This is a genomic window from [Mycobacterium] manitobense (assembly GCF_025821665.1).
Lineage (GTDB): Bacteria > Actinomycetota > Actinomycetes > Mycobacteriales > Mycobacteriaceae > Mycobacterium > Mycobacterium arseniciresistens.
The window spans coordinates 82,677-105,220 of the sequence record NZ_JACKSJ010000043.1 but is presented as its reverse complement, the minus strand read 5'-3'; the positions used below and the strand labels follow the sequence as shown (position 1 = coordinate 105,220).

Genomic DNA, 22,544 nt, shown 5'->3' with positions numbered 1-22,544 from the left:
GGCCGCGAGCACGGCCCTCGCCCGCTCGCGCCGCTCCCGCTCGGCCTTGTCCCGTTCGGCCTTCTCCCGGTCGGCGCCGTCCCGGTCGGCGCTGCCGTCGGGTGCAGGCGCAGGCGCGGGGGTGGCCTTCGGCGTGGCCCTGCTGCCGCGCGCCGTCGTGGAGACCTGCGAGATCTCTCCGAACTCGCCGAACCCCGACCACTGTTCGGCCTTGGCCAGCCGGCCCAGCCGGGCGGTGACGTCGGGATCCGCGACGGCCGCCTGCAGGGTGTCGGTGACGTCATCGCGCAGCGCCGCCGACGGGTTGGCGATGCCCGCGACCCGGAACGCCGTGCGGGTCAGCTCCACGACGAGACGGCGCTGCTCGCCGGAGAACTGCCTTATGCGCTCACCGTCCATCGTGGAGTGCGCGCTGCGCAGCCGCTCCCCCAGATCGGTGAGCCTCGACCTGATCTCGGGGTCGTCGTGGATCAGCCGGTTGACCACCCACGCCGAGGTGGTCGGCTTGCGTGACGCCGAGATCGCCTTGGCCCCTTCGGCGTCACCGCCCTGTTTGGCCTTCTTGGCCAGCTCTGTCCGCAGCGCGGTGAACTCCTCGGGCGCCGCCCGGTACAGCTCGTCGATCGCCTGATCGGTCGCACTGTCGGCCATCGGGCCATGATCCCGCGCCGGGCGTGGCGAATGCTAGACCGCCGCGCACACCTCGGGCGCGAGCAGCAGCACCGGCCAGTAGAGCACCGACTCGCCGAAGGCCACCAGATTGGCGCCCGCAGGCAGCGTGGCCTGCAGTCGCAGCTCGGCGAGCCGGGCGAACTCCGGCTGGAAGAAGGTGAACCCGATGCCGATCGCGAGATACGGGATCGCGAGCCACATGCCCAGCTCGAGCCATCCTGCGACGGTCAACTCGCGGGCGAGCAGGCGGCGCAGCGTGTCCATGGTCAGATCAGCGGGCGGTGGCGGCGGATGCGGCGGCGGACGTCGGCGAGCAGCACCAGACTGCCGCCCTGCCGGATGAACGGCGGAAGAAACCGGTTGACGAGAGCGACTGTCCGGAAAAGCCTTTCGAACCATCGCTGCTCGGCGTCACTCCACCGCACCCCCATAGCGTCGCGGAACACGGGGGCGAGGAAGCCGATGGTGAGGAATCTCAGCAGGCGCCGTGACGTCACCCGCAGCGGCGCCCGGATCATCTGCAGGTCGATCAGGTCCTCGAGGTACGCGCGCACCGTGTCGTCGACGGCCACGCGTGCGCAGGCGGTGTTCCAGTACTCGTCGAAACCGGCTCGGCTGGCCGGCCATTGGTCCTCGGTGACCTGAAGGGTGGTGCCGAGCGTCCACGCCGAGCGGTAGAACTGCTCCGACTGCTCGGGGGTCATCTCACCGCGCAGCAGCTGGTAGGTGTCCTCGAGCCCGACGAAAAGGCATGCGGCGACCCACATCTGAAGGTCGCGGTCGAAGGCGTTGTAGCGCACCGCACTTCCCGGCTCCGACTTGACGTGGCGGTGGGCGCCGTTGACGGCCTCCCGCATCGCCGCCCGGTCGGCCTCCGTGCCGAGGATCGCGACCGCGAGGTACTGGAACGTCGTCCTGGCCCGCTTCCACGGATGCTTGAGCAGGTTGCCGGAGTCCACCTTGCTCTCCACCACGCCGTAGCCGACCCCCGGCGAGGAGAGTTGCATGATCACGTTGGCCGCGCCCGCCGCGAACGACCAGAAATCCATCGCGTCGGCCACGGTGACGGCTTCGTCGGACCAGCGCGCGGTGCGGCGCCTGATCGTGATGCGGGTGTCACTGCTGGTCAACACGCGGTCCTCGACTGTCGGCTGGCTCTCCCCCGGCACTGCCATGTCCGTCAGCGTGCCACACCGGCGGCGCGCACGGGAACACATTCTCGCGAAAACAGCCGTACACATCGACGTCGCACCGGCGCGGTATTCGACTGACAACAGCGGTTCTCATCGGCGTGATCCGCCCCGTCAGTCACGAACGCCCGTTAACATTCCGGTGGAGTGGATGGAGGGGACACCGATGGAGACCAAGCTTCGTCAGCTGCTGGCCTACAAGCTCAGCATCGCCGAGTTGATCGGCATCGCACTGCTGCTCGGCACGCCGTACCTGATCGTCGGCGTCATCTGGTCGAGCACCCACACCGAGCACCTGCGCGGCATGGAGGGCGCCGACCTGGCGATCTCGTTCCTGGGCTCGATCGCGTCCTGGCCGGTGCTGCTGTTCTCCAATGTCTGTATGACCTGAGCGTGCATGCCCCGAGCCGTCGGCTACCGTCGGGGCCATGTCCAACGTTGCCAACGATCCGATCGACGACGTGGCCGAGGGCGACGTCGTCGACGTCGACCGCGGGTCCGGTTCACGGCCGTACCAGGTGGTGTTCAAGAGCGCCGACGAGACGCCGCAGGGGACCGTCTTCACCGTCACGTTCCAGGACACCGACGGCGAGACCTTCCAGCAGGAGTATCCGGCGGGCACGGTGGTCGCCCGCTCGCTGGAGAGCAAGTGGGAGTCCCCGCAGAGCCCGACGCAGCACAACGGGTAGCGCACACAGCGCGGGATCAGGCGTAGCCGCGGCCGCGGGGGGTACCCCCCGCGCCATGGCGAAGATCGGATACTTCCTCTCGTGTGAGCAGTACACCCCTGCCGAACTGGTGGACCAGGCCAGGCGTGCGGAGGCCGCGGGCTTCGAGTCCCTGTGGATCTCGGACCACTTCCACCCGTGGAACGACGAACAGGGCCAGAGCCCGTTCGTGTGGGGAGTCATAGGTGCGCTGTCACAGGTGACGTCGCTGCCCGTCGCGACCGGCGTCACCTGCCCGACCATGCGCATCCATCCCGCGATCATCGCGCAGGCCGCCGCCACCGCCGCCGTCCAGCTGGACGGCCGGTTCGTGCTGGGGGTCGGCAGCGGGGAGGCGCTCAACGAGCACGTGCTCGGCGACCACTGGCCGTCGGTCGGGGTGCGGCTGGAGATGCTCGAGGAGGCCGTCGACGTGATCCGGCTGCTGCACGGCGGCAAGGAGATCAGCCACCACGGCCTGCACTACGAGGTGCAGGAGGCCCGCATCTACACGCTGCCCGAGCAGCCGGTGCCCATCTACGTCTCGGGCTTCGGCCCGCAGGCCGCCGAGCTGGCCGGCCGCATCGGCGACGGCTTCGCCACCACGATGGCGGACGCCGAGCTCATCAAGACGTTCCGCGACTCCGGTGGCGGCGACAAGCCGGTGCAGGCGGGCACCAAGGTCAGCTGGGACCGCGACGCGGAGAAGGGCCTCGACGCCGCGCACCGGCTGTGGCCGAACGAGAGCCTGCCCGGCCAGCTCGCCCAGACACTCCCGCGCCCCGGCGACTTCGCCGACGCCGGCGCTCTGGTGCCGCGGGAGAAGGTCGCCGAGTCGGTGACATGCGGCCCGGATCCCGACAAGCACGCCGCACAGGTGCGCGAGTACCTCGACGCCGGGGTCGACGAGGTCTTCGTCCAGCAGATCGGACCGGACCTCGACGGCTTCTTCGAGTCCTGGCAGCGCGACGTGCTGCCGCAGCTGCGGTCCTAGCGCAACGGGCCGCCGAACAGGTCGAGCAGTTCGCCGGTGCGCCACCAGACCAGCGCCGCCAGCACCACCAGGACCGCTGCCGTCACACCGGCCTGGATCAGGTCGCGCCGCTCGCGGGGGGCGTAGGCGTACGCCGCGGCCACCGCCGCACCGGTGACCAGCCCGCCGATGTGGCCCTGCCAGCTGATGCCCTGCGAACTGATCAGCGGGTAGACGAAGGTGAACACGAGGTTCAGCACGATGATCGCCGCGATCCCGCGGATGTCCATGTTGAGCCGCTTCGCCACCACGAACGTCGCGCCGAACAGGCCGAACACCGCGCCGGATGCGCCCGCGGTGCCGGTGTTGAGCGGCGAGAGCAGGTAGACGAGCACCGAGCCGCCCAGTGCGCTCAACCCGTAGAGCGCGCCGAAGCGCAGCCGGCCCAGCGCCGCTTCCAGCTGGGGTCCCACGAAGTACAGCGCCAGCATGTTGAACAGCAGGTGGGTGATGCCGTAGTGCAGGAACGCCGAGGTCCCCAGCCGCCACCACTCGCCGGACGCGACTCCCGGCGCCCACAGCACGAGCTCGCGCTCGAGTTCGGGCATGGCGGTCTGCAGCACGAACGCCAGCACGTTGACCGCGATGAGCACGTAGGTGACCATCGGCTTGGTGGCGCCGGCGCGGCCGCCGAACGGGGTGCGCACCGGCCGCACCGTCCTGGCGCCCGCGTTCACGCACTCGACGCACTGATGGCCCACCGCCGCGGAGCGCATGCACTCACCGCAGATGTACCGCCCGCAGCGGTTGCATCGCACGTAGGTCTGCCGGTCGGGATGGCGGTAACAGGTCGGCGTCTCGGCCGGCGACTGCTGCGGATACGGGTAGGCCATGGTTACAGCGTCCCGAACAGTTCGATCCAGTTGCCGTCGGGGTCGGCGACGAACATCCAGCCCATCCCCGGCACCGGCGCGAACTCGGTCAGCGGTTCGACGATGTCGTAGGGCGACGCGGCGAACTCCTCGGCGACGGCGCGCAGGTTCTGCACCCCGATCGTGACGTACCGGACGCCGGCCTGGGCCCGCCCGCCGCCCGGCGCCGCGGGTTGCGGCGGCGGCGGGCTGTACGTCACCAGCTTGAGCACGCCGTTGCCCAGCGTGTAGCGCCGCTGACTGCCGCCGGGGAACTCGAGCTCCCCCTGGAACTCCAGTTCGAGGAAGCCTTCGTAGAACGCCACCATGGGGTCGGGATTCGTGGTCACCAGGCCGACTTCGATGCCGGGGGTGAGCAGATCGAACTTCACCTACGCCATTGTCCCGGTCGGCGGGCGAGCTGCGCGCGCGGACGTCAGGACCCGGGGGTGGTGAACTCCATGATCAGCCGGGTCAGTCGCAGCGCCTTGATCCTCCACGCGCCGTCCTGGCGGACCCAGCGCTCGTGGTAGTGCCCGTAACCGGTGAGCGCGGGACCGTTCTCCCACACCACCCGGTCCTGCATGGCCCACACGACGGTGGCCTCGTCGCCGTCGACCTCGATGAGCGGTGTGTGCACCTGGTGGGCGGAGCGGGCGTTGGTCAGCGAGGACCGGATCATGTCGACGGCGGCGTCGCGGCCGGTGATGACGGGCACGCCGGTGCCGCCGTCGCTGACGTCGAGTTCCATGTCGTCGGTCATCAGGTCGCCGAACCCCGCCCAGTCGCGGGTGTCCAGGGTGTAGCAGTAGCGGCCCTTGGCGTTGGTGAGGGCGAGGAAGTCCTCGGGAGTCGTCGTCATCGGTCTAGGACACCACGATCCGCAACCGCTCCCAGCCCCGGACCGTGGATGTCGGCGCGAGCTCCATGCTGTCGTAGTCGATGCCCCACTCAGGCCACCGGTTGAGCAGCTCGTCGAGCGCGATCCGGCCTTCCAGACGGGCGAGATTCGCGCCGAGGCAGTAGTGCACGCCCTTGCCGAAGGTCAGGTGGCTGATGTTGTCGCGGCCGATGTCGAACGTGTCGGGGTCGCGGTAGCGGCGCGGGTCGCGGTTGGCGGCGCCGAACAGCAGCAGGATGGCGCTGCCCGCGGGCACCGTGGTGCCGTACAGCTCGTGGTCGCGGGCCAGGTAGCGCGCGACGTGCGGGCCGGTCGGCTCGAACCGCAGCGTCTCGTCGATCGCGCGGTTGAGCAGCGAGCGGTCCTCGGCGACCCGGCGGCGCTGGTCTGGGTTCTCGGCGAGCACCTTCGCCAGCCAGCCGATCAGCCTGCCGGTGGTCTCGTTGCCCGCACCGGCGACCACCTGCGTGTAGTGCAGCACCTCCTTGCGGGTCAGCTTGCGGGTGACGCCGTCGGCGTCGGTGAACTCCACGTTGAGCAGCGCCGTCATCAGGTCGTCGGAGGGGTTGTGCGAGCGCCACTCGACGTAGTCGGCGTAGATGCGGCCGTCGGCGATCCTGTCGGCGGCGACCACCTTCATCGGCGCGCCGCGCTGGGTGCGCAGGTTGGCGTCGTTGGCGTCGCGCACCGAGACCTGTTCGGACTCGGGGATTCCCAGCAGCATGCCGATCACCCGCATCGGCATCATGGCGGCGAGCTCGGCGATGATGTCGAAGCCGTCGGTGCCGACGTGCGGGTCGAGGCAGCCGATGCAGAACCGGCGGATCTGGTCCTCGATCTCGGCCATCCGGCGCGGCGTGAACACCCGCGACATCAGGCCGCGCAGCATGCTGTGCACGGGCGGGTCCTCGAACATCATCACGCCCTCGGGCATGTCGAAGTCGGACTGGACGAGTTCGAGGATGTCGCTGCGGGAGTTCGAGAACGTCTGCCAGTTCGACAGCGCGTCCTCGACGTCGGCGTGCCGGGAGACGGCCCAGAAGTCGTAGCGCTCGTTGTAGTAGAGCGGCGCCTCTTCGCGCAGCCGCGCGTAGGTCGGGTAGGGATCGTTGACGATGTCGATGGAGTAGGGGTCGTAGTAGACCGCGGCGGCGGTGGTCATCGTGGCTCCCTGCGTGCACTGAGCGATCGCTCAACAATGCGTCCGTGTATGACTAGCAGCCCGCAGGCAGGGCGGTCAACGGTTCAGGCTGTCGCGCCGCGGGCCCGTTCGGGCATCGACCGCGGGATCAGACCCACCGGGTCGCACAGGTCGAGGACGCGGCTCACCGCGCGGCTGGGCAGTACGTGCCACGTCACGTCACTGCGGGTCAGGTGGGCGTTGATGGCGTGCAGGGCGGCGATGCCGTCCACCGCGATGAAGTCCAGGTCGGTGAGGTCCAGCGTGACGGAACGGGCGGCCGCAGGTATCGCCTCATACACCGCGACCGCGAAATCCTTGGCGTTGGCGGCGTCCACCTCGCCGCACACCCTCACGGTGGTGCGCTGCGACGCCCCGCGCCCGCGAGTACTGCCGACAGCCGCGACCCGCGATGCGATCGACGGCCAGCACGCGGGTGCCTGACCGTGCAGGTATGCGATCGTCACGGCGTGACTCCATCAGCAGGGGGCCCGGTGGGCGTTTCGTTCCCACTGCAATGGGCAACCAAACCTCAGGTGAAAAAAATTTCCGTCAGGCCGACGCGACCGGGCGCAAGGTAGCCGCGCATCCGTCGAATCCCAGATACACGCGAGTGCCCTGTGGCGACGGGTCGATGGCGAACCGGTCGGCGAGTGCCCGCATCAATGGGATGCCGCGGCCCCGCGCGGAAGCCTTCGAGGCAGGTGCGGCCTCCCGCCACGTCCCGCGGTCGGCGACGGTGACGGCCAGGACGCCCGGTCCCTCACGACGGGCCTGCAGGCAGAACGTCCGGTCCCGCCCGCCGTCCCGGTATGCGAACTCGGCGGCGTTGGCCATGGCCTCGTTCACCGCGAGCACGATGTCGCTGTAGCGGACCGCGTCGAGCCTGAAACCGTTGCGCAGCCAGCGGGAGAATTCCTCCCTCAGGCTGCTCACCGCACCGGCTTCGGCTGCGGCGGTCCGGACGAAGGCGGCGTCGGCGGTGTCGGTCAGCGAGTGTGCGAAAGCCATGATCTTCGTTGGCTACCCGCTTCCCCACGGAGTCACTCCCCGCGGCAGGTCACGATGCGATGTGATCCAGGGCATCGTCCAGTGTCGAGAACAGCGTGATCAGATCGGTGAGGCCGGTGATCTTGAGTGGTCTGCTGGTCGCCGGACCGTCGGCGACGACGGCGAACCGGACCGCGGGCGTGACCTCGTTGTGGGTGTTGACCAGTACCTGCATCCCGGCGGAGGCGAGGAACTCGACGTCGGTCAGGTCGATGATCACCGCGGTGGGCGCCTGCGCGACGACCGCCCGCACCTTCTCGGTCAGCGCCGGTGCCGTCAGCATGTCGATCGCGCCGGACGCGCGCACGACGACGACGCTGCCGAGCCATTGCTCGCGATGGTCTTCAGCCGTCACAGCCCACCTCGTCTCGGCGCCGTCGAACGACGCACACAACTTCACAGGAGGCTTCAGGCTGAACCCGGGAATCGTCGCCACCGGACCCGCGGGGATCGGGCGACGGATCACAGCGTATCCGACCGACCCGCTCGTGAGGTGATCAGGCGGGCGAGTGCGGCTACGGTGAAAGGCGATGGCGAGTAACCGGATGGCGCAGCAGCCGTCGGCGATCCAGGCGGAGTTGGCCGCTGCGGCGCAGCGTCGCGGGCTGATGGACTCCATCGAGGTCGATCTCGCCGGTTCGCTCAACTACCGCAGGACGGTGCTGCGGGTGCTCAGCCTCATCCGCCCCGCTATCGCCGACTGGGCCGCACTGGTGATGCCCGACAACCGCACCGGCGGACTCGAGGTGCACGGCGGCGACGACGTCGCGTTCACCGAGGTGGTGCCCCGGTCGGTGATCGACGGCCTCGCCACGGACCGGGTGCTGCGCACCGGCCACCGCGAGCTCCTGCACTTCGGGATCGGGACGGACGCGACCGGCTCCGCCGAGCACGGGATGTTCGGCATCATCCGGCATCCCCGGCTGCGCGAGCAGGTGGACGCCCTGCGACCGGCCGACGTGCTGTTGCTCGGGTTGACCGCCCGCGGGGCGACGGTCGGCGTGCTGATGATGACCCGCGGGCAGGGCCGCGGATTCGACGGCGAGGAGGTGGCGTTCGCCGAGCGGGTCGCCTCCCGCGCGGCGGTCGCACTGGACTCGGCCCGGCTCTACGAGGAGCGGGGGCGGGTGGCGTCGATTCTCCAGCGCAGCCTGCGGCCGCCCGCACTGCCCGAGGTGGGTGACATGCGGCTGGCGGCGCGGTACCGGCCCTCGGCCGAGCATCTCGAGATCGGCGGGGACTTCTACGACGTGTTCGGGGCCGACGGCGACTGGCTGCTCGCGCTCGGCGACGTCTGCGGCAAGGGCGTCGAGGCCGCCGCGCTGACCGGTCAGACCCGCCAGAGTCTGCGCACTGCAGCGTATTTCGACCCGCGGCCCGCCGTGGTGCTCGGCGCCCTGAACCACGTGCTGTGGGATCCGGGCTCCGACCAGTTCGTCACCGTGGCGTGCGCGCGCGTCAGGACATCCGCCGACGGCGGGGCCGACGTCGAGATCGCGGTGGCGGGCCACCCGGCCCCGATCGTGCTGCGCGCCGGTGGCGTCGTCGAGCAGGTGGAGATCTTCGGCACCGCGATCAGGCTGGCGCCGCAGGCGAAGTACCGCACCGCGACGCTGCGCCTGGAGCGCGGCGACACCCTGCTGATGTTCACCGACGGGGTCGACGAGGCCCGCGGCGCCGACGGCTTCTACGGCGTCGACCGGCTGACCGCCCTGCTGCCCGCATACGCCGGGGCCGCACCCGATGTGGTGTGTGAGGCCATCGAGCAGGACGTCATCGAATTCGTCGACGGCGGCCCGCACGACGACATCGCGCTGCTCGCGGTGACGTGCGGGAGGTGAACACCGCCGTCCTGACGGACGCACTGAACGGTTACGAGGACGCCCTGTCGGCCAACGACGCCGTGGCCGCGACGACGTTGGTGACACGCCTGCTGGCCAACGGCGCCGATCCGGTGGCGGTGCTCACCGACGTGGTCGCCACCGCGCAGCGCACCGTCGGGTCCCGCTGGCAGCGCGGCGAGTGGACGGTCGCCGAGGAGCACGCCGCCACCGCGATCGCCGTCGCGGCGACGACGGCGGTGGCCGGGCACGTCCGGCAGGTGCCGGTCACGCGCGGCCGCGTCCTGGTGGCGTGCGCGGAGCGGGAGTGGCACGCGCTGCCCGCGATGATCATCGCCTGCGCGCTGCGCGCCAACGGCTGGGACAGCACGCTGCTCGGCGCGGCCACGACGCCGTTGCGGCTCAGCCAGCACCTGCAGGACCTCGGGCCCGACGCGATCGCGGTGAGCTGCTCGGTGCTGGCTTCGCTGCCGACGACGCGGCGGTTCATGGAGGCGGGCACCGGCGCGGGGGTTCCCGTCGTGGTCGGCGGACCTGCGTTCGGCTATGACGACGTCCGGGCCACCGCGCTCGGGGCGACGGCGTGGGCGCCCGACGCCCACGGCGCGGTGGCGGTGCTGGCCGGCCTGCCCGCGGTGGTGCCGCCGGCGACCCCGTTGCCCGCCGACGCCGTCGCCGAGCAGTCTGCACTCGATCTCGACCACCGGCGGCTGGTTGCGATGCTGCGCGACCGCTGGTCACCGACCCGCGAGGTGGGCGTCGACAGCCGGGTGCTCGAGGTCGCAGGCGACGCCCTGCACCAGGCGCTGCACGCGGTGGCGGCCGCCCTGCTGACCGCCGATCCGCGCCCGGTCGCCGAGACCTCCGCGTGGATCGCCGAACTGCTGCGCACCCGGGGTGCCGACGCCACCGCGATCACCGAACTCGGGACGCTGATGACGTCGGCGCTGCGCGACTACCCGCTGGCGGGCCGGCTGGTCGCCGAACACTTCACCGGGGACTGGCCCGATCTCTAGGCAGGCACCTGATTTTCCGCGGTCACCCCGGTGCGAGCCGGAACACCATCTCGACCGTGGTTCCGGACGCCGACGGGCCCAGGTCGACCCGTGCGCTGACCGCCCGCATCATCGGCAGCCCCCGGCCGCGGGTCCGCGGCTTCTCGTCGGGCGTCTTCCAGGTGCCGAAATCGAGGACCCGCACCACGATCTCGTCGCCCCACACCGCGGCGTCGACGATCATCACCCCGGCGGCGACATCGCGGTACCCGTGTTCGACGCTGTTGGTGCACGCCTCGTTGACGGCGAGCACGACGTCGGTGGTGAGTTCCTGCCCCGCGCCGACCTCGGTCAGCCACGCCGTCAGCTCGGTGCGGACGCGGCCGAGATTGGCGGGGGTGGCGGCGATCTCGAGGTGCAGTGGCGCGGGCGGCCGCCGGTAGACCAGGACGGCGACGTCGTCGTCGTAGCCCGCGGGCGGCGCCAACTCGCGCAGCACCGCGTCGGCGATGGTGTCGGCGTGCGAGGACAGTTCGGCGGCCAGTACCCGGGTGACGCGGTCGATGCCGTCGTCGATCGGCGCGTCCCGCCGTTCCACCAGCCCGTCGGTGTAGAGCAGCAGCGCCGAACCCGGCGGCAGGGTGCGGGTGCCCTGCGGACGTGGCCCGGTGCGCCGCACCGCGAGCGGCACCGTCGCTGCGTCGGAGAGCACGCTGGGCGGCGACGCCGGTGTGGCGAGCACCGCGGGCACGTGGCCGGCGTTGCTGTAGCGCAGTTCTCCGGTCCTGATGTCGAGGACTGCGAGGAACACCGTCGCGCAGTAGGCGTGCGGGATCAGCGCGGCCGCCGAGTCGAGCTCTTCGAGCAGCACCGCGGGCTCGGCGCCGGTCAGCAGCAGCGCGCGCGCCGAACTTCGCAGCTGGCCCATCACGGCGGCGGCGGGCAGCCCGCGCCCGACGCAGTCGCCGACGACGATGCCGATGGTGCGCTCGCCGATCGGCAGCACGTCGTACCAGTCGCCGCCGATCTCCAGCGGCGCCACGGCCGGTTCGTAGCGCACCGCGAATCCGGCGGGCGGACTGCTGGTGGGCAGCATCGCCCGCTGCAGCGTCAGCGACGCCTCGCGCGCCGTCTCGAACTGGCGGACGTGCTGGATCGCCAGGCCGAGATGGCCGACCAGCGCGGTCAGCAGCAGCCGGTCGTCGACGCTGATCTGCCGGGGCCGCTGGTGCTCGAGCACCACCGCGGTGTCACCGGCGCCGGGCAGCATGGCGACGATCCCGCAGGCGGCGTCAGAGCCGTCGGGTGACAACACCGGCTCGATGGTGAGCGGCGGCCACTGCCGGGCCTGGCCCAAGGTGGTCTGCAGGTCCGGATCGAGGTCGGACCACTGCGCGCCCGCCGGCTCACCGGCCGCCCGGACCGCGGGCTCGTCGCCGCTGCGCCAGGTCACCGTGAGCACCCGCTGCAGGTCGATCGCCGCCCGGCATTCCTCGAGCGTGATCGCCAGCACCTCGGCCATGCTCTTGGCCAGCCCGATCGCGGTGGCCAGCCGGGCGAGCAGCCGTTCCCGCTCCGCGGCGGCCCGCAGCACGGTGACGTCGCGGATGGTGCCGACGTAGACCGCCCGTGCAGACCCCGCGGCGGGCACGGCGTTGATGCTCACCGCCGCCCATCCGGGCGCGCCGTCGCGGCGGCGGATCTCGGTCTCGGCCTGCAGGTCCCCGGTCTCGATCAGCTGGTTGAGCTGGCGGTCGGCGAGCCCGTGATCGACCAGCCAGGGGTGTGGCCACCGGTAGGGCAGGCCAGCCGCGTCGTAGCCGGTGATCTCGGTGAACGCGTCGTTGATCTCCACCACCGTGCCGTCGCCATCGGCAACGAAGAAGCCCTCCTGCAGTGCGTTGACCAGTGCCGTGCGGAACTGGTCGCGGTCGGCGAGGCCGTCGGCGCGGGCGCGCTGCTGTTCGTAACGCTGTGTGCCGTCGAGGAATCCGCGGGTCGCCACGTCGAGGGCGGCCAGTGTCTGCAGCAGGAATTGAAGCGCCGCAGCGGATTCGGATTCATCGTCGCCCGAACCGAGCAGGAGGAAGTGATTCTCGACGATGTCCAGTGTGCTGATCCGCTCGGCCAGCGCGCGCCTGCCGAGTTCGTGGCCGACCTCCAGACCGGCCTCGTCGCGGCCGGCGAGGTAGGCGCGCAGCGCGTCGGTGTAGGCGGCGCGGAACTCGGCGGTCACGGCGCCGTCCCGCGGTGGCGGGCCACCAGCACCAGCGCGTCGTCGCCGGCCCTGCTGTGCCGTTGCAGGATCTGCTCGGCGAGCGTGTCGGCCGGTGCGGCGAAATCGAGTGCCTGCAAACGGTTCTCGTCCAAGCCGTCGCTGGCCATCACGAGCAGGTGGCCGGGCCGCACCGGTAGGCCCTCCGGCGCGGCGATTTCCGGCAGCCGGTACCCGACGATGCCGCCGAGCAGCCGGGCCGACGAGCGGGTGTCGATGCCGCTGGGTGCGCGGGCGACCAGGTCCGCCGACACGTTCCCGACGCCCACCCACTGCAGGATGCCCGCGTCGAAGTCGACCCGCGCCAGCGTGATCGCGGCGCCGCGGGTGTCGGTCATCTCGCGGTGACACTGCGTCATGAGGTCGTCGAGCGGCCGGTCGTCGGCGTGCCGGAGCACCTGCTCGGCACACCGGGCCGCGGCCGCCGCGGGTTCGCCGTGGCCGAGGCCGTCGATGACGCCGAACAGCGCGGCGTTCGCGCCGACCCCGACCGCCACCGACCGGTCACCGCACACCACCTGGCCGGGCACCGGCCGCGCCGCCGCCGCCCACTCCATCGGGCCGAGCCGGCCGTGCTGGGCCATCGTCTCAGCCATCGTCGGGCGTCCACTTCCACATCTCGACGACGGTGCCCTGCCCCGGTGTCGATTCGATGATCAGCCGGTCCATCAGCCGCCGGGCGCCGGGCAGGCCGAGACCAAGGCCGCGGCCGGTCGAGTAGCCGTCCTCGAGTGCGCGGTCGATGTCGGCGATGCCGGGGCCGTCGTCCTCGGCGCGCACCACCAGCGCCCTGCGCCCGTCGCGGTACTGCACACCCACCCGCACCTCGCCGCGACCGGCGTAGCTGGTGATGTTGCGGGCGATCTCCGAGATCGCGGTGGCCACCATCGTCACGTCGGTCAGCGAGAAGCCCAGCCGGCGTGCGAGTTCGTGGCCGGCCTGGCGCGCGGTGACGATGTCGTCGGAGTCGTTGACGTCGACGACGAAGTCCGCCGACCGCGGCGGGGTCACGGTCGCGGCCGTTCGTCGCCCGGCGCCCGGCGGTGCAGCAGAGCCAGCCCCTCCTCCAGGTCGAGTGCGGTGTGCATGCCGTCGAACACCAGCCCCAGCTGCACCATCGCGAACGCCACCTCGGGCTGCAATCCGACGATCACGGTGTCGGCGCCGCGCAGCCGGGTCATGTGCGCGATCGTCCGAAGGGACCGGGCCGCATAGGAATCCATCACGTCGATGGCGGTCACGTCGACGATGATGCCCTGCGCGCGGAACCGGCTTACCCGCTCCATCAGGTCGTCCTGCAGCCGCTCGGTGTCGGAGTCGGTCAGCGCGGCCTGCACGGTCGCGATGAGGATCGCGCCCTGCTTGAGGATGGGTACCGGCATGGAAGTGGTTGCGGCGCAGTGGGCGCGCTCAGCCGTTCTGCTCGCCGGTGCGGCTCACCTCGTATCCGAGTAGGCGTTCTGCCTCCTCGATGCCGCCCTGCAGGTCGCCGACGGCGTTCATCTTCGACAGGTCGAGGCCGATGGTGACCAAGGTCAGGGCGATCTCCGAGGACAGCCCGGTGATGATCACGCTGGCGCCCATCAGGCCGGACGCGTCGACGGTCTGCACCAGGTGGTTGGCGACCGTGGAGTCGATGGTCGGGACGCCGGTGATGTCGATGACGACGACCTTGGCGCGGTTGGCCCGGATCGCACGCAGCAGCTGTTCGGTCACCTGGCGGGCCCGCTGACTGTCCAGCACACCGATGATCGGCAGGATCAGCAACTGCTCGCGCACCTGCAGCACCGGGGTGGACAGCTCGCGGATGGCCTCCTGCTGCTGGCGGATGATGCGCTCGCGCTCCTGGACGAAGCTGACGCCCACGGTGTTGGCGATGCGGTTGGCGGCCGGCTCGTAGGCGTCGAGCACGCGGTTGAGCAGGTCGAAGTCGGTCTGGTACTTCTCGAACAGCGACCGGGCCAGCACATCGCGCAGCAGCAGCACGATCCCGAGCACCTCGTCGGTCTCGACGCCCCGCGGGATGATGCGTTCGGACAGGTCGCGGGCGTAGGCCTGCAGGGCCTCCACGCTGCCGGTCTCCAGCACCTCGACGTAGTTGTCGTAGACCGCGGTCGCCTCGGAGAACAGCTCCTCGGGCGTCATCGCGGTGAGCAGCTCGGCCGCGGTGATGCGGCGGGCCCACTCCTCGCGCAGCACCGTGCGGTTCTGCCGCAGATGCTTGACCAGCTGCGGCAACAGCCCCTCGGTGGAAATGCCGGGCGCGCCCGCGGCAATGAAATCGGTCGACATCTCGGTCATGTGCTCTCCCGGCCTGCGCGTGCGCGCACCCGGCGCGCGAGTCACCTGACGAGCCTATCCCGGTGGTGGGCCCGTTTCCGGTGAAGTATTTTTTCCGTGTTGCCCGAGACGGTTAGGCTTCCAACGTCCGCCCACCGGCGGATGGCGACGTAAGGACGGCAGTTGTCAGCTTCGCAAGCGATCTCCACCTCGGTGCAGCACGTCGACGGCATCGCGGTGCTCGCCGTGGGCGGCGTGGTCGATCTCGCCACCTCCGCCACCCTCGAGGAAGTGGTCGCGGGCCTGGTGGACGAGCGTCCCGTGGCCCTGATCATCGACCTGTCCGAGGTGACGTTCCTGGCGTCGGTGGGCCTGCAGATCCTGGTCGCCACCCACGAGAAGGTCAGCCCGTCGGCCCGCTACGCGGTGGTGGCCGCCGGCCCCGTCACCGCCCGGCCGATCCAGCTGACGCGGCTGGACGACGTGTTCCCGCTGCACGCCACGCTCGACGACGCGCTGGCCGATCTGCGCGACGGCGACGCCACCGTCTGACCCGGCTCAGCCGGCCGGAACGGCTCCGGCGGCGTCCCGAAGCACCCGTTTCAACCGCTCCAGCGGATCGCCCCCGCGCGGGTCGAGCCTGCGCGGATCGTCGGGCCGCTGCTCCTCGTCGTCCTCTGTCGGTGACCCCGCCGACGGGGGCGGAGGCGGTGGCGGAGGGGGCGGAGGCGGCGGCGGTGGTGGCGGTGGCGGCATCGCGTCGGCGTTCGCGATCTTCGCGGCCAACCGTTCGGCGGCGTCGTCGCGGATGGCGCGGCGCTCCTCGTCGGGGTCGGTGTTGCCGGCGAAGCACTCCGGCGGTGCGCCCTCGACGATCGCCAGCGCGCTGGTGTACCGCTCGCGGGCGGCCACCGGGTCCCTGGCGAAGCCGGCCAGGTCGCCCTGGGTCTCGCGGACCAGCTCGAGGTTGACCCGCACCGGGCAGGACAGCGCGGGCTCGGTGCGGCGCAGGGCCTCGCCGAATTCGGCGTCCGCGTCGGCGAGGCGGCCGTCGAGCACCGCCAGCGTGCCCGCGGCGAAGGGCGCCTTCGCGGTCTCGACGACGTTGCCGAACTGCAGCACCGCGACGTCGGAGGACAGGCCGTCGAGGTCCCGCTCGGCGTAGTCGTCGACGGCCGAACTGCCCGCCGCCACCATGGTGATCAGCTTGAGCGCGACGATGAGCGCCAGCGCCGCCACCGGCGCGGAGAAGATCAGCAGCCGTCTGCGGAGTCTCAGTCGCCGCGGGGTAGCCCCCCGTCGCCGCGTCACGAGGTCACCGCCCGTCGGGCCGCCCGGTGCCTGCGCAGTTCGCGGACCATCAGGTAGATCTCGGCCAGGGCCAGCGCGGCGGCCAGCAGGGTGAGCAGCCAGTACCACTCAGTCCGCGGGGTGTTCTGGTCGGCGTCGGTGTCGGCGGAGGACGGCGCGGGCAGCACGCTTTCCAGCGGCGGTCCCGCGTCACGCCGGGCGTAGGGCACGCCGAGCTGATCGGCCACTCGCTGCAGTGCGGCCTCGTCGAGCGGGGCGCCGTCGCCGGGTGCCGGGGTGCCGTAGCCGAGCACCGCACCGCCGTCGACCATGCCCGCCTCGATCTCGAAGCGGCCCTGCGGCGCCTGCGAGCCACCCGCGCCGGAGCCGAGGTAGAACACCAGGTTGCGCGAATCCGGATACTGCTGGCCGGCCTGGATCAGTTGGTAGCGCAGGGGATTCGCGGCAGCGGCGACGTTGACCTGCGACGCCGCATCGGGCGGTGCTGGGTAGGGCGTCAGCGCTGCGGCCACCGGTTCGAGGCTCCATGCGTCGTCGGACAGCGGCCAGTCCAGCGACGGGCGGGCCGCGAACGAGATCACGGCGAACCGTGCCTGCGGATACCGCTCGATCAGGGTCTCGATGTCGGTCCGCATGCCCTCGATCCTGGGCCGGCCGTCGTAGTCGGCAACGCCGGAGTCCACCGACCGGTCCACCACGAAGAAGACGTTCGGCACGCCCAAGGGCGCCGCCGCGGCGGAGTCCGACTCCACGGTTCCCGCGCCGGGCCGGGCCAGCGCCGCGAGCACCAGGAGCACCGCCAGGGTCAGGCCGCTCCAGCGCAGCGCGGCCGCCCGCCGCTGCGCGCCGGTGGCGACGAACACCTGGCGCAGGGTGACCAGCCTGGCGACGATCAGCGCCGCGGCCACCACCGCGAGGATCGGGCCGGGCAGGACGGGGTCGACGCTCATCGGTGCCGTCTCCTCTTCGCGCAAGCGCTCATCGGCGAAGCACCACCAGGGCCACCGACAGCACGGCGGCCGACAGCAGCGCCACGGTCAGCGGCACGGCAGGCGACTCGCCGGGCAGCCTGGCGAACAGCCCACTGTCGGCGGGGACGGCGGGCGGCGGGTCGGCGCGGATGGCGTCCAGACGGCTGGTCAGCTGGTCGGCGCCGCCGCCGACGCCCCCGGGGAGTTGACGGAAGAACCGGCCGCCGGTGCGTTCGGTGAGGCCTTCGAGCGCGGCGTCGGCGTCCCGCGACGACTCGGTGGGGTCGGCCACCGCGACGACGTTCACCTGCACGCCGGCATCGGCCGCGAGGTCGCTCACCTGGTCGGCGTCGAAGAGTCCGGGCTCGGCAGTGTCAGTGCGAAACACGCTCGGCCCCAGATAGATCAGTGATCTGCGGTATCCGGTCGCCGATTCGTCCGTCGGGAAGCCGGTGAGGCACAGCGCGAGTACGTCCTCGACGGTGCGCGCGTAGTCGATGTAGGTGACCGCGGGTGCGAACGAGCCCGCCTCGTCCGACGCCGGCTCGATGCCTGCGTAGTCGTTGAATCGGCTTGCGGCGTACTGGTAGTCGCGGGTCAGTGGGACGACCCGCCGGTTCGACGACGTCAGTCCGATGCGCTCGGTGCCGGGTCCCCTGGTGACCTGCCCGGCGAAGTAGGACAGGAACGTCGCGGTGGCCGGATCGGTGGCGGGCTGACCCACGCAGAGCATCACCTCTTCTGGCTGGCTCTCCTCGGCGGTGCGCACGTCGACGGGCCGGGCGCCGGCGATCACGGCGGCGCCGAAGAGCACCGTCAGCATCAGCACGGTGGCCAGCGCCGAGGCCCGGCGCACGCGCGCGGCCCTGGCGTATTCGGGCAGCCGGGTGAGGCGGTCGACGTTGGCCAGGGGTCGCAGCCGGCGCGGCGCGTGCACCATCGGCAGCAGTACGGCCAGGCCGACAACCACGGCCAGGAGGGCGAACCCGGCGATCGCGACCGGCCACCAGGTCAGCTCCATGGTCGGTGTTCGCTCATAGCGCGTTCCGGGTACCCGGCGCGTCGGCTCTCAACACGTGGCCGCGGTTTGCTGCGGTCAACGGGCGGCGATCCCGCGGATGATGCGGTCGCAGACCTCGTACATGTCGCGTTGCGCGGCCTCGGGGTCCTGCGCGCGCGACACGTAGAGCGCCGCCTCGTCGAGGGCGCCGAGGAGCACGTGCGCCGTCGGCCGAACCGGTTGCTCGGGGAGCACGCCGTCGGCGATGGCTTGGGAGAGCATCGCCTCGATCACCCCGAGGCCGTACTTCGCACCGACCTCCCGCCAGTGCTCCCAGCCGAGCACCGCCGGCGCGTTGACGAGCACGATGCGGTGCACGTCGGGGGCGGCACAGTGGTCGAGGAACAGCCGAACGCCGTGCCGCATCGCCTCGAGCTGGTCGCCGGGCGCCGCGGTGGCGATGGCCTCGGCGATGCTCGCCACGAGTTCCTCCTCGACCTGCTCGTACACGGCCTCGAACAGCGCCGCCTTGTCGGAGAACTGGTGGTAGAGGGCGCCCCGGGTGACACCGGCCGCCGCAACGATCTGCTGGGTGGACACGTCGGCGAAGGCGTGGTCGGCGAACAACCGGCGGCCTGCCGCCATCAGCCGCGCTCGGGTCTCGGCGGTGCGCTCCGCCTGAGAGCGGCGCACGGGCCGGCCGTCCGGGGAACCGTTGACTTTCATACAGTCTGCACGTAACTTTCATACCGAGTGTTTGTAAATGTCTATCGAAGGATATCCGAGATGCCCCAGTTGACCCTCGAGGACGCCACCCTCGACTACCGCGTCGTCGGCCCGGAAGACTCGCCCCATCCCCCGGTCCTGTTCGTGCACGGCATCCTCGTCGACCACCGGCTGTGGTCCGAGGTCGCGGACGAGTTGGCCCGCAGGGGTTTTCGCTGCGTGCTGCCGGACTGGCCGCTCGGATCGCACACCCGGCCGGCCGGCGAGCGCGCCGACCTGTCTCCGATGGGCGTGGCCACGATGGTCCGCGACACCATCGCCGCGCTCGGACTGGAGAACGTGACCCTGGTGGGCAACGACACCGGCGGCGGCATCTGCCAGCTGGTGGTCGACGCCTACCCCGAGTCCGTCGGCAGGCTGGTGCTGACCAACTGCGACGCGTTCGACAAGTTCCCACCGTTCCCGTTCAACCTGGTGTTCGCGACGCTGCGCGGGAACCTGTCGATCAAGCTGCTGATGAACCTGATGCGGGTCACCGCGCTGCGCCACTCCCCGATCGGATTCGGGATGTTGTTCCGGACCGATCCGGCGCTCACCGCGTCGTGGGTGGCGCCGTGCCAGAACGATCCGCGCATCCGGCGGGAACTGGCGAGGCTGCTACGCAACGTCGCGAAGACGGACCTCACCGACGTGGCGACGCGGCTGCCCCGGTTCACCAAGCCGGTCACGGTGGTGTGGGGGATGCTCGACCGCAGCTTCACCCCTGCCCTCGGACGGCGCCTCGCCGCGCTGTTCCCCGACGCCACGTGGGTCGAGGTGCCGGATGCCCGGACGTTCGTCGCGCAGGACACCCCGCAGGCGGTGGCCGACGCGATCAGCTCGATCACCGCAAAGACCGACGCGTAACTGGGAGCGCGCTACCATTTGAATGTGGTGCGCACAGGTCACCAACGGTCGGACGCGTTCGCGAACGTCAGCAGGATCATCGCCGCCGCACGCGAGATCTTCGCGCGCGACGGCACTTCCGCGACCCTGAGTCAGGTGGCGAAGGCCGCGGGTGTCGGCAACGCGACGCTGTACCGGCATTTCCCGAACCGCCGCGCGCTGGCCGCCGCGGTGTACGAGGACATCGTCGTCAACGACATCCGGCCGACCATCACCGCGCTGGGCGACAACGCGCCGCGCGAGGCGTTCATCGACGCGCTGGCCCGCCTCGAGGACGCGATGTTCGAGCAGCGGTCACTGCTGGCCTCGATGGGCGACCTGGCGGAGTTGACCGTCGACCTGTTCACCCGTGACCGCGAGCAGTTCGAGGCGATGATCGCGCACGCCAAGGAGTCCGGCCTGCTGCGGCCGGACCTGACCGCCGACGACGTGGTCAACTTCGTCGCGATGGTCACCACCGCATCGGTGGCGATGAACCAGCCGAAGGCGGTGCGCCGCCGCTATCTGAGCCTGATGTTCGACGCGTTCAGCGCCCAGGGCGCGCAGCCGTTGCCCGCGCCTCCATTGCGTTGACTTTGCATTGAGGGCGCCCGTCACTCGCACTTCTGCACCCTCACCGCAAAATCAACGCGAGAAGTCGAGCCGATGCGGTGAACCTTTTCGCGTCGTGCCCCGTAGAGCCTTCTGAACAGTCACAACGAATGGAAGGCACGACCATGAGGACCCACCTGTTGATCTCCGCCGGTATCGCCGCGGCGGCTTGCGCCACGATCCTCGCACCGGCGGCGGCGGCGGCGACCGACGATTGCGCCGGCACCGACCGGAACCCTCGGGGGCAGGCCGGATTCGTCCTGCGTGACGAGGACGGGAAGAACCCCTTCGCGGTGGCCGACTCACGCAGGGTCACCCTGAAGGCGGACTGCTCACGTTGATCTAGTGGCCGCGAAGTCGAGCACAGCGGACGCGAAGAGGTCCGGATCCTGCTGGGCCACACAGTGACCCGTCGGGAAGGTGAGGTGGCGGGCGGCCGGGATGAGTTCCCGGGCCGCCGCCACCATCGGGGCGTAGACGGGCTCGGAGTTCGCGCAGGAGGCGACGCACACCGGCATGCGCAGCTCGCGCAGCGGCGCGAAGACCTCGGAGCGGGTGTAGGACTGCTCCATCACGTGGAAGATCGGCCGCAGCATCGCCGCCTCGGACTCCGGGTGACATCGCAGATACACGGCGCCGTCGCGTTCGACCAGTCCGAAGTCACCGAACGCCCGCAGTCCGCCATCTTGCCAGCCCGCGAATCCCGCTGTGCGGCTGAGATGGCCGAGTGCTTCCTGCCGGCTGGGAAACGCGTTGCGCCGCCGCTGCACCTTCACCACCACCGCGCGGGGCAGCTTGCCGAGTTCCTGCTCCAGGACGCCTTCGCGCGGCACCATCGCCGTCGGTTCGACGGTGAACAGCCGGGAGAACGCACCGGGCCGGCGTGCCGCGGCGAGCAGCAGGTCCGTCGCGCCCGCGCTGTGCCCGACACCGAGCGCGTCCTGGATGCCGAGGGCGTCGACGACCGCGCACAGATCGTCGGCGAAGTCGGAGAATTCGTATCCGCCTGCGGCTTGACCGCTCATCCCATGGCCGCGACGGTCGATCGACAGCACGGTGTGGGTTCGCGCGAGATGCGGCACCACGTCGGCCCATACCTGTGCCACGTATCCGGTGCCGTGCAGCAGCACCGCGACCGGCCTGCGGCCGTCCGGTTCCCCGGTGGCGTGCACGGCGATCTCGACGGGTCCGGACGGGACGCGCAGAAGCGTCGTCAGTGCGGGCACTCCGTGACCCTACCGGCGCCCACAGGCCGCCTCGGTACTGTGGATCGTCGAGGCGAATCGGAGGCGATACAGGTGGTGACGGAGCCGCGCAGGGGGCTGAACGACGCGATCACGCGATTCTGGAGTGTGGCCGCGCCCCTCTATGACCAGCAGCTGCTGCAACGCCTGGTGTACCGGCCGGCACAGAACGAGGTGATCGACCGGCTGCGCACCCACGGAGCCCGGCGGGTCGCCGACATCGCCTGTGGCACCGGCATCCTGGCCGACCGCATCCAGCGCGAGCTCGGGCCCGACGAGGTCTACGGCGTCGACATGTCCGACGGCATGCTCGAGCAGGCGCACGCCCGGTCGGCGAAGGTCGACTGGCGCAAGGGGCCGGCCGAGCGGCTGCCGTTCGACGACGGTGCGCTCGATGCGGTGGTCACCACATCGGCGTTCCACTTCTTCGATCAGCCGGCGGCGCTCCGCGAGTTCCATCGCGTGCTCACGCCCGGTGGTCTGGTCGCCGTCACGACGATCAACCCGAATCTGCCTGCACCCTTCGACCGGCTGACCCTCGGTCGCCGCAGTCCCGCGCACAACCCGTCGCCCGCGCAGATGCGCACACTGTTCACCGACGCCGGTTTCACCCTCGTCGACCAGCACCGCGTCCGCCGTCCAGGCTGGACCCAGCTGGTGTCCGACATGATCACCGTCGGCGGCCGGTAATCCGGCACACGCTTGGACTCCGGGCGGTCACGTTCGACGTGGCCGATATCGTTCCGGGTCTGGGTGTAGCCGGTTCTTGAGTAACGCCGGG

The 22,544-nt window shown here is 70.9% G+C and carries 30 protein-coding genes; 10 read left to right on the top strand and 20 right to left on the bottom strand.

Going from position 1 to position 22,544, the window contains the following annotated elements:
- From H7I41_RS05900 to H7I41_RS05890, 3 genes are all read right to left on the bottom strand, one after another.
- A partial coding sequence (locus H7I41_RS05900) for a hypothetical protein (protein WP_264011633.1) occupies positions 1-651 on the bottom strand: 651 nt, incomplete at its 3' end.
- A 33-nt stretch (positions 652-684) separates the two neighbouring features.
- Complete coding sequence (locus tag H7I41_RS05895) at positions 685-936, bottom strand: hypothetical protein (protein ID WP_264011632.1); 252 nt, start codon at positions 934-936, stop codon at positions 685-687.
- A gap of 2 nt (positions 937-938) precedes the next feature.
- The gene (locus H7I41_RS05890; RefSeq protein ID WP_264011631.1) at positions 939-1,847 is read right to left on the bottom strand and encodes an oxygenase MpaB family protein; all 909 of its coding nucleotides are present in this window, start codon (positions 1,845-1,847) and stop codon (positions 939-941) included.
- A gap of 181 nt (positions 1,848-2,028) precedes the next feature.
- Between H7I41_RS05890 and H7I41_RS05885 the strand changes: the two genes are divergently transcribed.
- Genes H7I41_RS05885 through H7I41_RS05875 form a run of 3 tightly spaced genes read left to right on the top strand, consistent with a single transcriptional unit; the run spans position 2,029 to position 3,563 of the window.
- Positions 2,029-2,253: a hypothetical protein gene (locus H7I41_RS05885; RefSeq protein ID WP_264011630.1), complete on the top strand. Its 225-nt coding sequence runs from the start codon at positions 2,029-2,031 to the stop codon at positions 2,251-2,253.
- Positions 2,254-2,290: 37 nt separating this feature from the next.
- The gene (locus tag H7I41_RS05880) at positions 2,291-2,551 is read left to right on the top strand and encodes a hypothetical protein (protein ID WP_264011629.1); all 261 of its coding nucleotides are present in this window, start codon (positions 2,291-2,293) and stop codon (positions 2,549-2,551) included.
- A 55-nt stretch (positions 2,552-2,606) separates the two neighbouring features.
- Positions 2,607-3,563 carry a TIGR03557 family F420-dependent LLM class oxidoreductase gene (locus tag H7I41_RS05875; RefSeq protein ID WP_264011628.1) on the top strand — a complete coding sequence of 319 codons (957 nt, stop codon included), beginning with the start codon at positions 2,607-2,609 and terminating at the stop codon, positions 3,561-3,563.
- Here H7I41_RS05875 and H7I41_RS05870 read toward each other — a convergent pair.
- From H7I41_RS05870 to H7I41_RS05840, 7 genes are all read right to left on the bottom strand, one after another.
- Entirely contained in the window at positions 3,560-4,435 is an 876-nt protein-coding gene (locus tag H7I41_RS05870) for a rhomboid family intramembrane serine protease (protein WP_264011627.1), read from the bottom strand. The genes H7I41_RS05875 and H7I41_RS05870 overlap by 4 nt on opposite strands.
- 2 nt (positions 4,436-4,437) lie before the next feature.
- A complete protein-coding gene (locus H7I41_RS05865) occupies positions 4,438-4,845 on the bottom strand; it encodes a VOC family protein (RefSeq protein WP_264011626.1) in 408 nt (135 codons plus the stop codon).
- A gap of 44 nt (positions 4,846-4,889) precedes the next feature.
- The gene (locus tag H7I41_RS05860) at positions 4,890-5,315 is read right to left on the bottom strand and encodes a nuclear transport factor 2 family protein (RefSeq protein ID WP_264011625.1); all 426 of its coding nucleotides are present in this window, start codon (positions 5,313-5,315) and stop codon (positions 4,890-4,892) included.
- A 4-nt stretch (positions 5,316-5,319) separates the two neighbouring features.
- Positions 5,320-6,516 (bottom strand): cytochrome P450, encoded by a 1,197-nt coding sequence (locus H7I41_RS05855; protein WP_264011624.1) that lies wholly within the window; start codon positions 6,514-6,516, stop codon positions 5,320-5,322.
- 83 nt (positions 6,517-6,599) lie between these two features.
- On the bottom strand, positions 6,600-7,001 hold the full coding sequence (locus tag H7I41_RS05850; RefSeq protein ID WP_264011623.1) for an STAS domain-containing protein: 402 nt from the start codon (positions 6,999-7,001) through the stop codon (positions 6,600-6,602).
- Between the two features lie 85 nt (positions 7,002-7,086).
- Positions 7,087-7,545 (bottom strand): ATP-binding protein, encoded by a 459-nt coding sequence (locus H7I41_RS05845; RefSeq protein WP_264011622.1) that lies wholly within the window; start codon positions 7,543-7,545, stop codon positions 7,087-7,089.
- Positions 7,546-7,594: 49 nt separating this feature from the next.
- A complete protein-coding gene (locus tag H7I41_RS05840; RefSeq protein WP_264011621.1) occupies positions 7,595-7,939 on the bottom strand; it encodes an STAS domain-containing protein in 345 nt (114 codons plus the stop codon).
- Between the two features lie 175 nt (positions 7,940-8,114).
- Here H7I41_RS05840 and H7I41_RS05835 point away from each other — a divergent pair, with 175 nt between their 5' ends.
- Positions 8,115-9,425: a PP2C family protein-serine/threonine phosphatase gene (locus tag H7I41_RS05835; protein WP_264011620.1), complete on the top strand. Its 1,311-nt coding sequence runs from the start codon at positions 8,115-8,117 to the stop codon at positions 9,423-9,425.
- A complete protein-coding gene (locus H7I41_RS05830; RefSeq protein ID WP_264011619.1) occupies positions 9,422-10,441 on the top strand; it encodes a cobalamin B12-binding domain-containing protein in 1,020 nt (339 codons plus the stop codon). Before H7I41_RS05835 ends, H7I41_RS05830 begins: the two co-directional genes overlap by 4 nt.
- Before the next feature lie 22 nt (positions 10,442-10,463).
- Here H7I41_RS05830 and H7I41_RS05825 read toward each other — a convergent pair whose 3' ends face one another.
- From H7I41_RS05825 to H7I41_RS05805, 5 genes are read right to left on the bottom strand one after another with little or no spacing between them, the layout of a single operon-like run.
- Positions 10,464-12,656, bottom strand: a complete 2,193-nt coding sequence (locus H7I41_RS05825) for a SpoIIE family protein phosphatase (RefSeq protein WP_264011618.1) — start codon at positions 12,654-12,656, stop codon at positions 10,464-10,466.
- The gene (locus H7I41_RS05820) at positions 12,653-13,279 is read right to left on the bottom strand and encodes a SpoIIE family protein phosphatase (protein ID WP_264011642.1); all 627 of its coding nucleotides are present in this window, start codon (positions 13,277-13,279) and stop codon (positions 12,653-12,655) included. The genes H7I41_RS05825 and H7I41_RS05820 overlap by 4 nt, the downstream gene beginning before the upstream one ends.
- Before the next feature lie 4 nt (positions 13,280-13,283).
- Positions 13,284-13,706 carry an anti-sigma regulatory factor gene (locus tag H7I41_RS05815; RefSeq protein ID WP_264011617.1) on the bottom strand — a complete coding sequence of 141 codons (423 nt, stop codon included), beginning with the start codon at positions 13,704-13,706 and terminating at the stop codon, positions 13,284-13,286.
- Entirely contained in the window at positions 13,703-14,077 is a 375-nt protein-coding gene (locus H7I41_RS05810) for an STAS domain-containing protein (protein WP_264011616.1), read from the bottom strand. The genes H7I41_RS05815 and H7I41_RS05810 overlap by 4 nt, the downstream gene beginning before the upstream one ends.
- Positions 14,078-14,105: 28 nt before the next feature.
- Positions 14,106-14,996 carry an STAS domain-containing protein gene (locus H7I41_RS05805; protein ID WP_264011615.1) on the bottom strand — a complete coding sequence of 297 codons (891 nt, stop codon included), beginning with the start codon at positions 14,994-14,996 and terminating at the stop codon, positions 14,106-14,108.
- 162 nt (positions 14,997-15,158) lie between these two features.
- Between H7I41_RS05805 and H7I41_RS05800 the strand changes: the two genes are divergently transcribed.
- The gene (locus tag H7I41_RS05800) at positions 15,159-15,527 is read left to right on the top strand and encodes an STAS domain-containing protein (protein ID WP_264011614.1); all 369 of its coding nucleotides are present in this window, start codon (positions 15,159-15,161) and stop codon (positions 15,525-15,527) included.
- 6 nt (positions 15,528-15,533) lie between these two features.
- Here H7I41_RS05800 and H7I41_RS05795 read toward each other — a convergent pair whose 3' ends face one another.
- From H7I41_RS05795 to H7I41_RS05780, 4 genes are all read right to left on the bottom strand, one after another.
- Complete coding sequence (locus tag H7I41_RS05795; RefSeq protein WP_264011613.1) at positions 15,534-16,286, bottom strand: hypothetical protein; 753 nt, start codon at positions 16,284-16,286, stop codon at positions 15,534-15,536.
- A complete protein-coding gene (locus tag H7I41_RS05790) occupies positions 16,283-17,236 on the bottom strand; it encodes a vWA domain-containing protein (RefSeq protein WP_264011612.1) in 954 nt (317 codons plus the stop codon). The genes H7I41_RS05795 and H7I41_RS05790 overlap by 4 nt, the downstream gene beginning before the upstream one ends.
- A gap of 28 nt (positions 17,237-17,264) precedes the next feature.
- Complete coding sequence (locus H7I41_RS05785; protein WP_264011611.1) at positions 17,265-18,278, bottom strand: vWA domain-containing protein; 1,014 nt, start codon at positions 18,276-18,278, stop codon at positions 17,265-17,267.
- Between the two features lie 75 nt (positions 18,279-18,353).
- Positions 18,354-18,983 (bottom strand): TetR/AcrR family transcriptional regulator, encoded by a 630-nt coding sequence (locus H7I41_RS05780; RefSeq protein ID WP_264011610.1) that lies wholly within the window; start codon positions 18,981-18,983, stop codon positions 18,354-18,356.
- 60 nt (positions 18,984-19,043) lie between these two features.
- On the opposite strand from H7I41_RS05780, the gene H7I41_RS05775 reads away from it, so the two are divergent.
- The 3 genes from H7I41_RS05775 (at position 19,044) to H7I41_RS05765 (ending at position 20,860) form a co-directional block, all read left to right on the top strand.
- Positions 19,044-19,889 carry an alpha/beta fold hydrolase gene (locus tag H7I41_RS05775; RefSeq protein ID WP_264011609.1) on the top strand — a complete coding sequence of 282 codons (846 nt, stop codon included), beginning with the start codon at positions 19,044-19,046 and terminating at the stop codon, positions 19,887-19,889.
- A 24-nt stretch (positions 19,890-19,913) separates the two neighbouring features.
- Complete coding sequence (locus H7I41_RS05770; protein ID WP_264011608.1) at positions 19,914-20,501, top strand: TetR/AcrR family transcriptional regulator; 588 nt, start codon at positions 19,914-19,916, stop codon at positions 20,499-20,501.
- A 143-nt stretch (positions 20,502-20,644) separates the two neighbouring features.
- Positions 20,645-20,860, top strand: a complete 216-nt coding sequence (locus H7I41_RS05765) for a hypothetical protein (protein ID WP_264011607.1) — start codon at positions 20,645-20,647, stop codon at positions 20,858-20,860.
- Here H7I41_RS05765 and H7I41_RS05760 read toward each other — a convergent pair.
- Positions 20,852-21,745, bottom strand: coding sequence for an alpha/beta fold hydrolase (locus tag H7I41_RS05760; RefSeq protein WP_264011606.1), 894 nt, complete (start codon positions 21,743-21,745; stop codon positions 20,852-20,854). The genes H7I41_RS05765 and H7I41_RS05760 overlap by 9 nt on opposite strands.
- Positions 21,746-21,820: 75 nt before the next feature.
- On the opposite strand from H7I41_RS05760, the gene H7I41_RS05755 reads away from it, so the two are divergent.
- Positions 21,821-22,453 (top strand): class I SAM-dependent methyltransferase, encoded by a 633-nt coding sequence (locus H7I41_RS05755; protein ID WP_264011605.1) that lies wholly within the window; start codon positions 21,821-21,823, stop codon positions 22,451-22,453.
- The last annotated feature ends 91 nt before the right edge of the window (positions 22,454-22,544 follow it).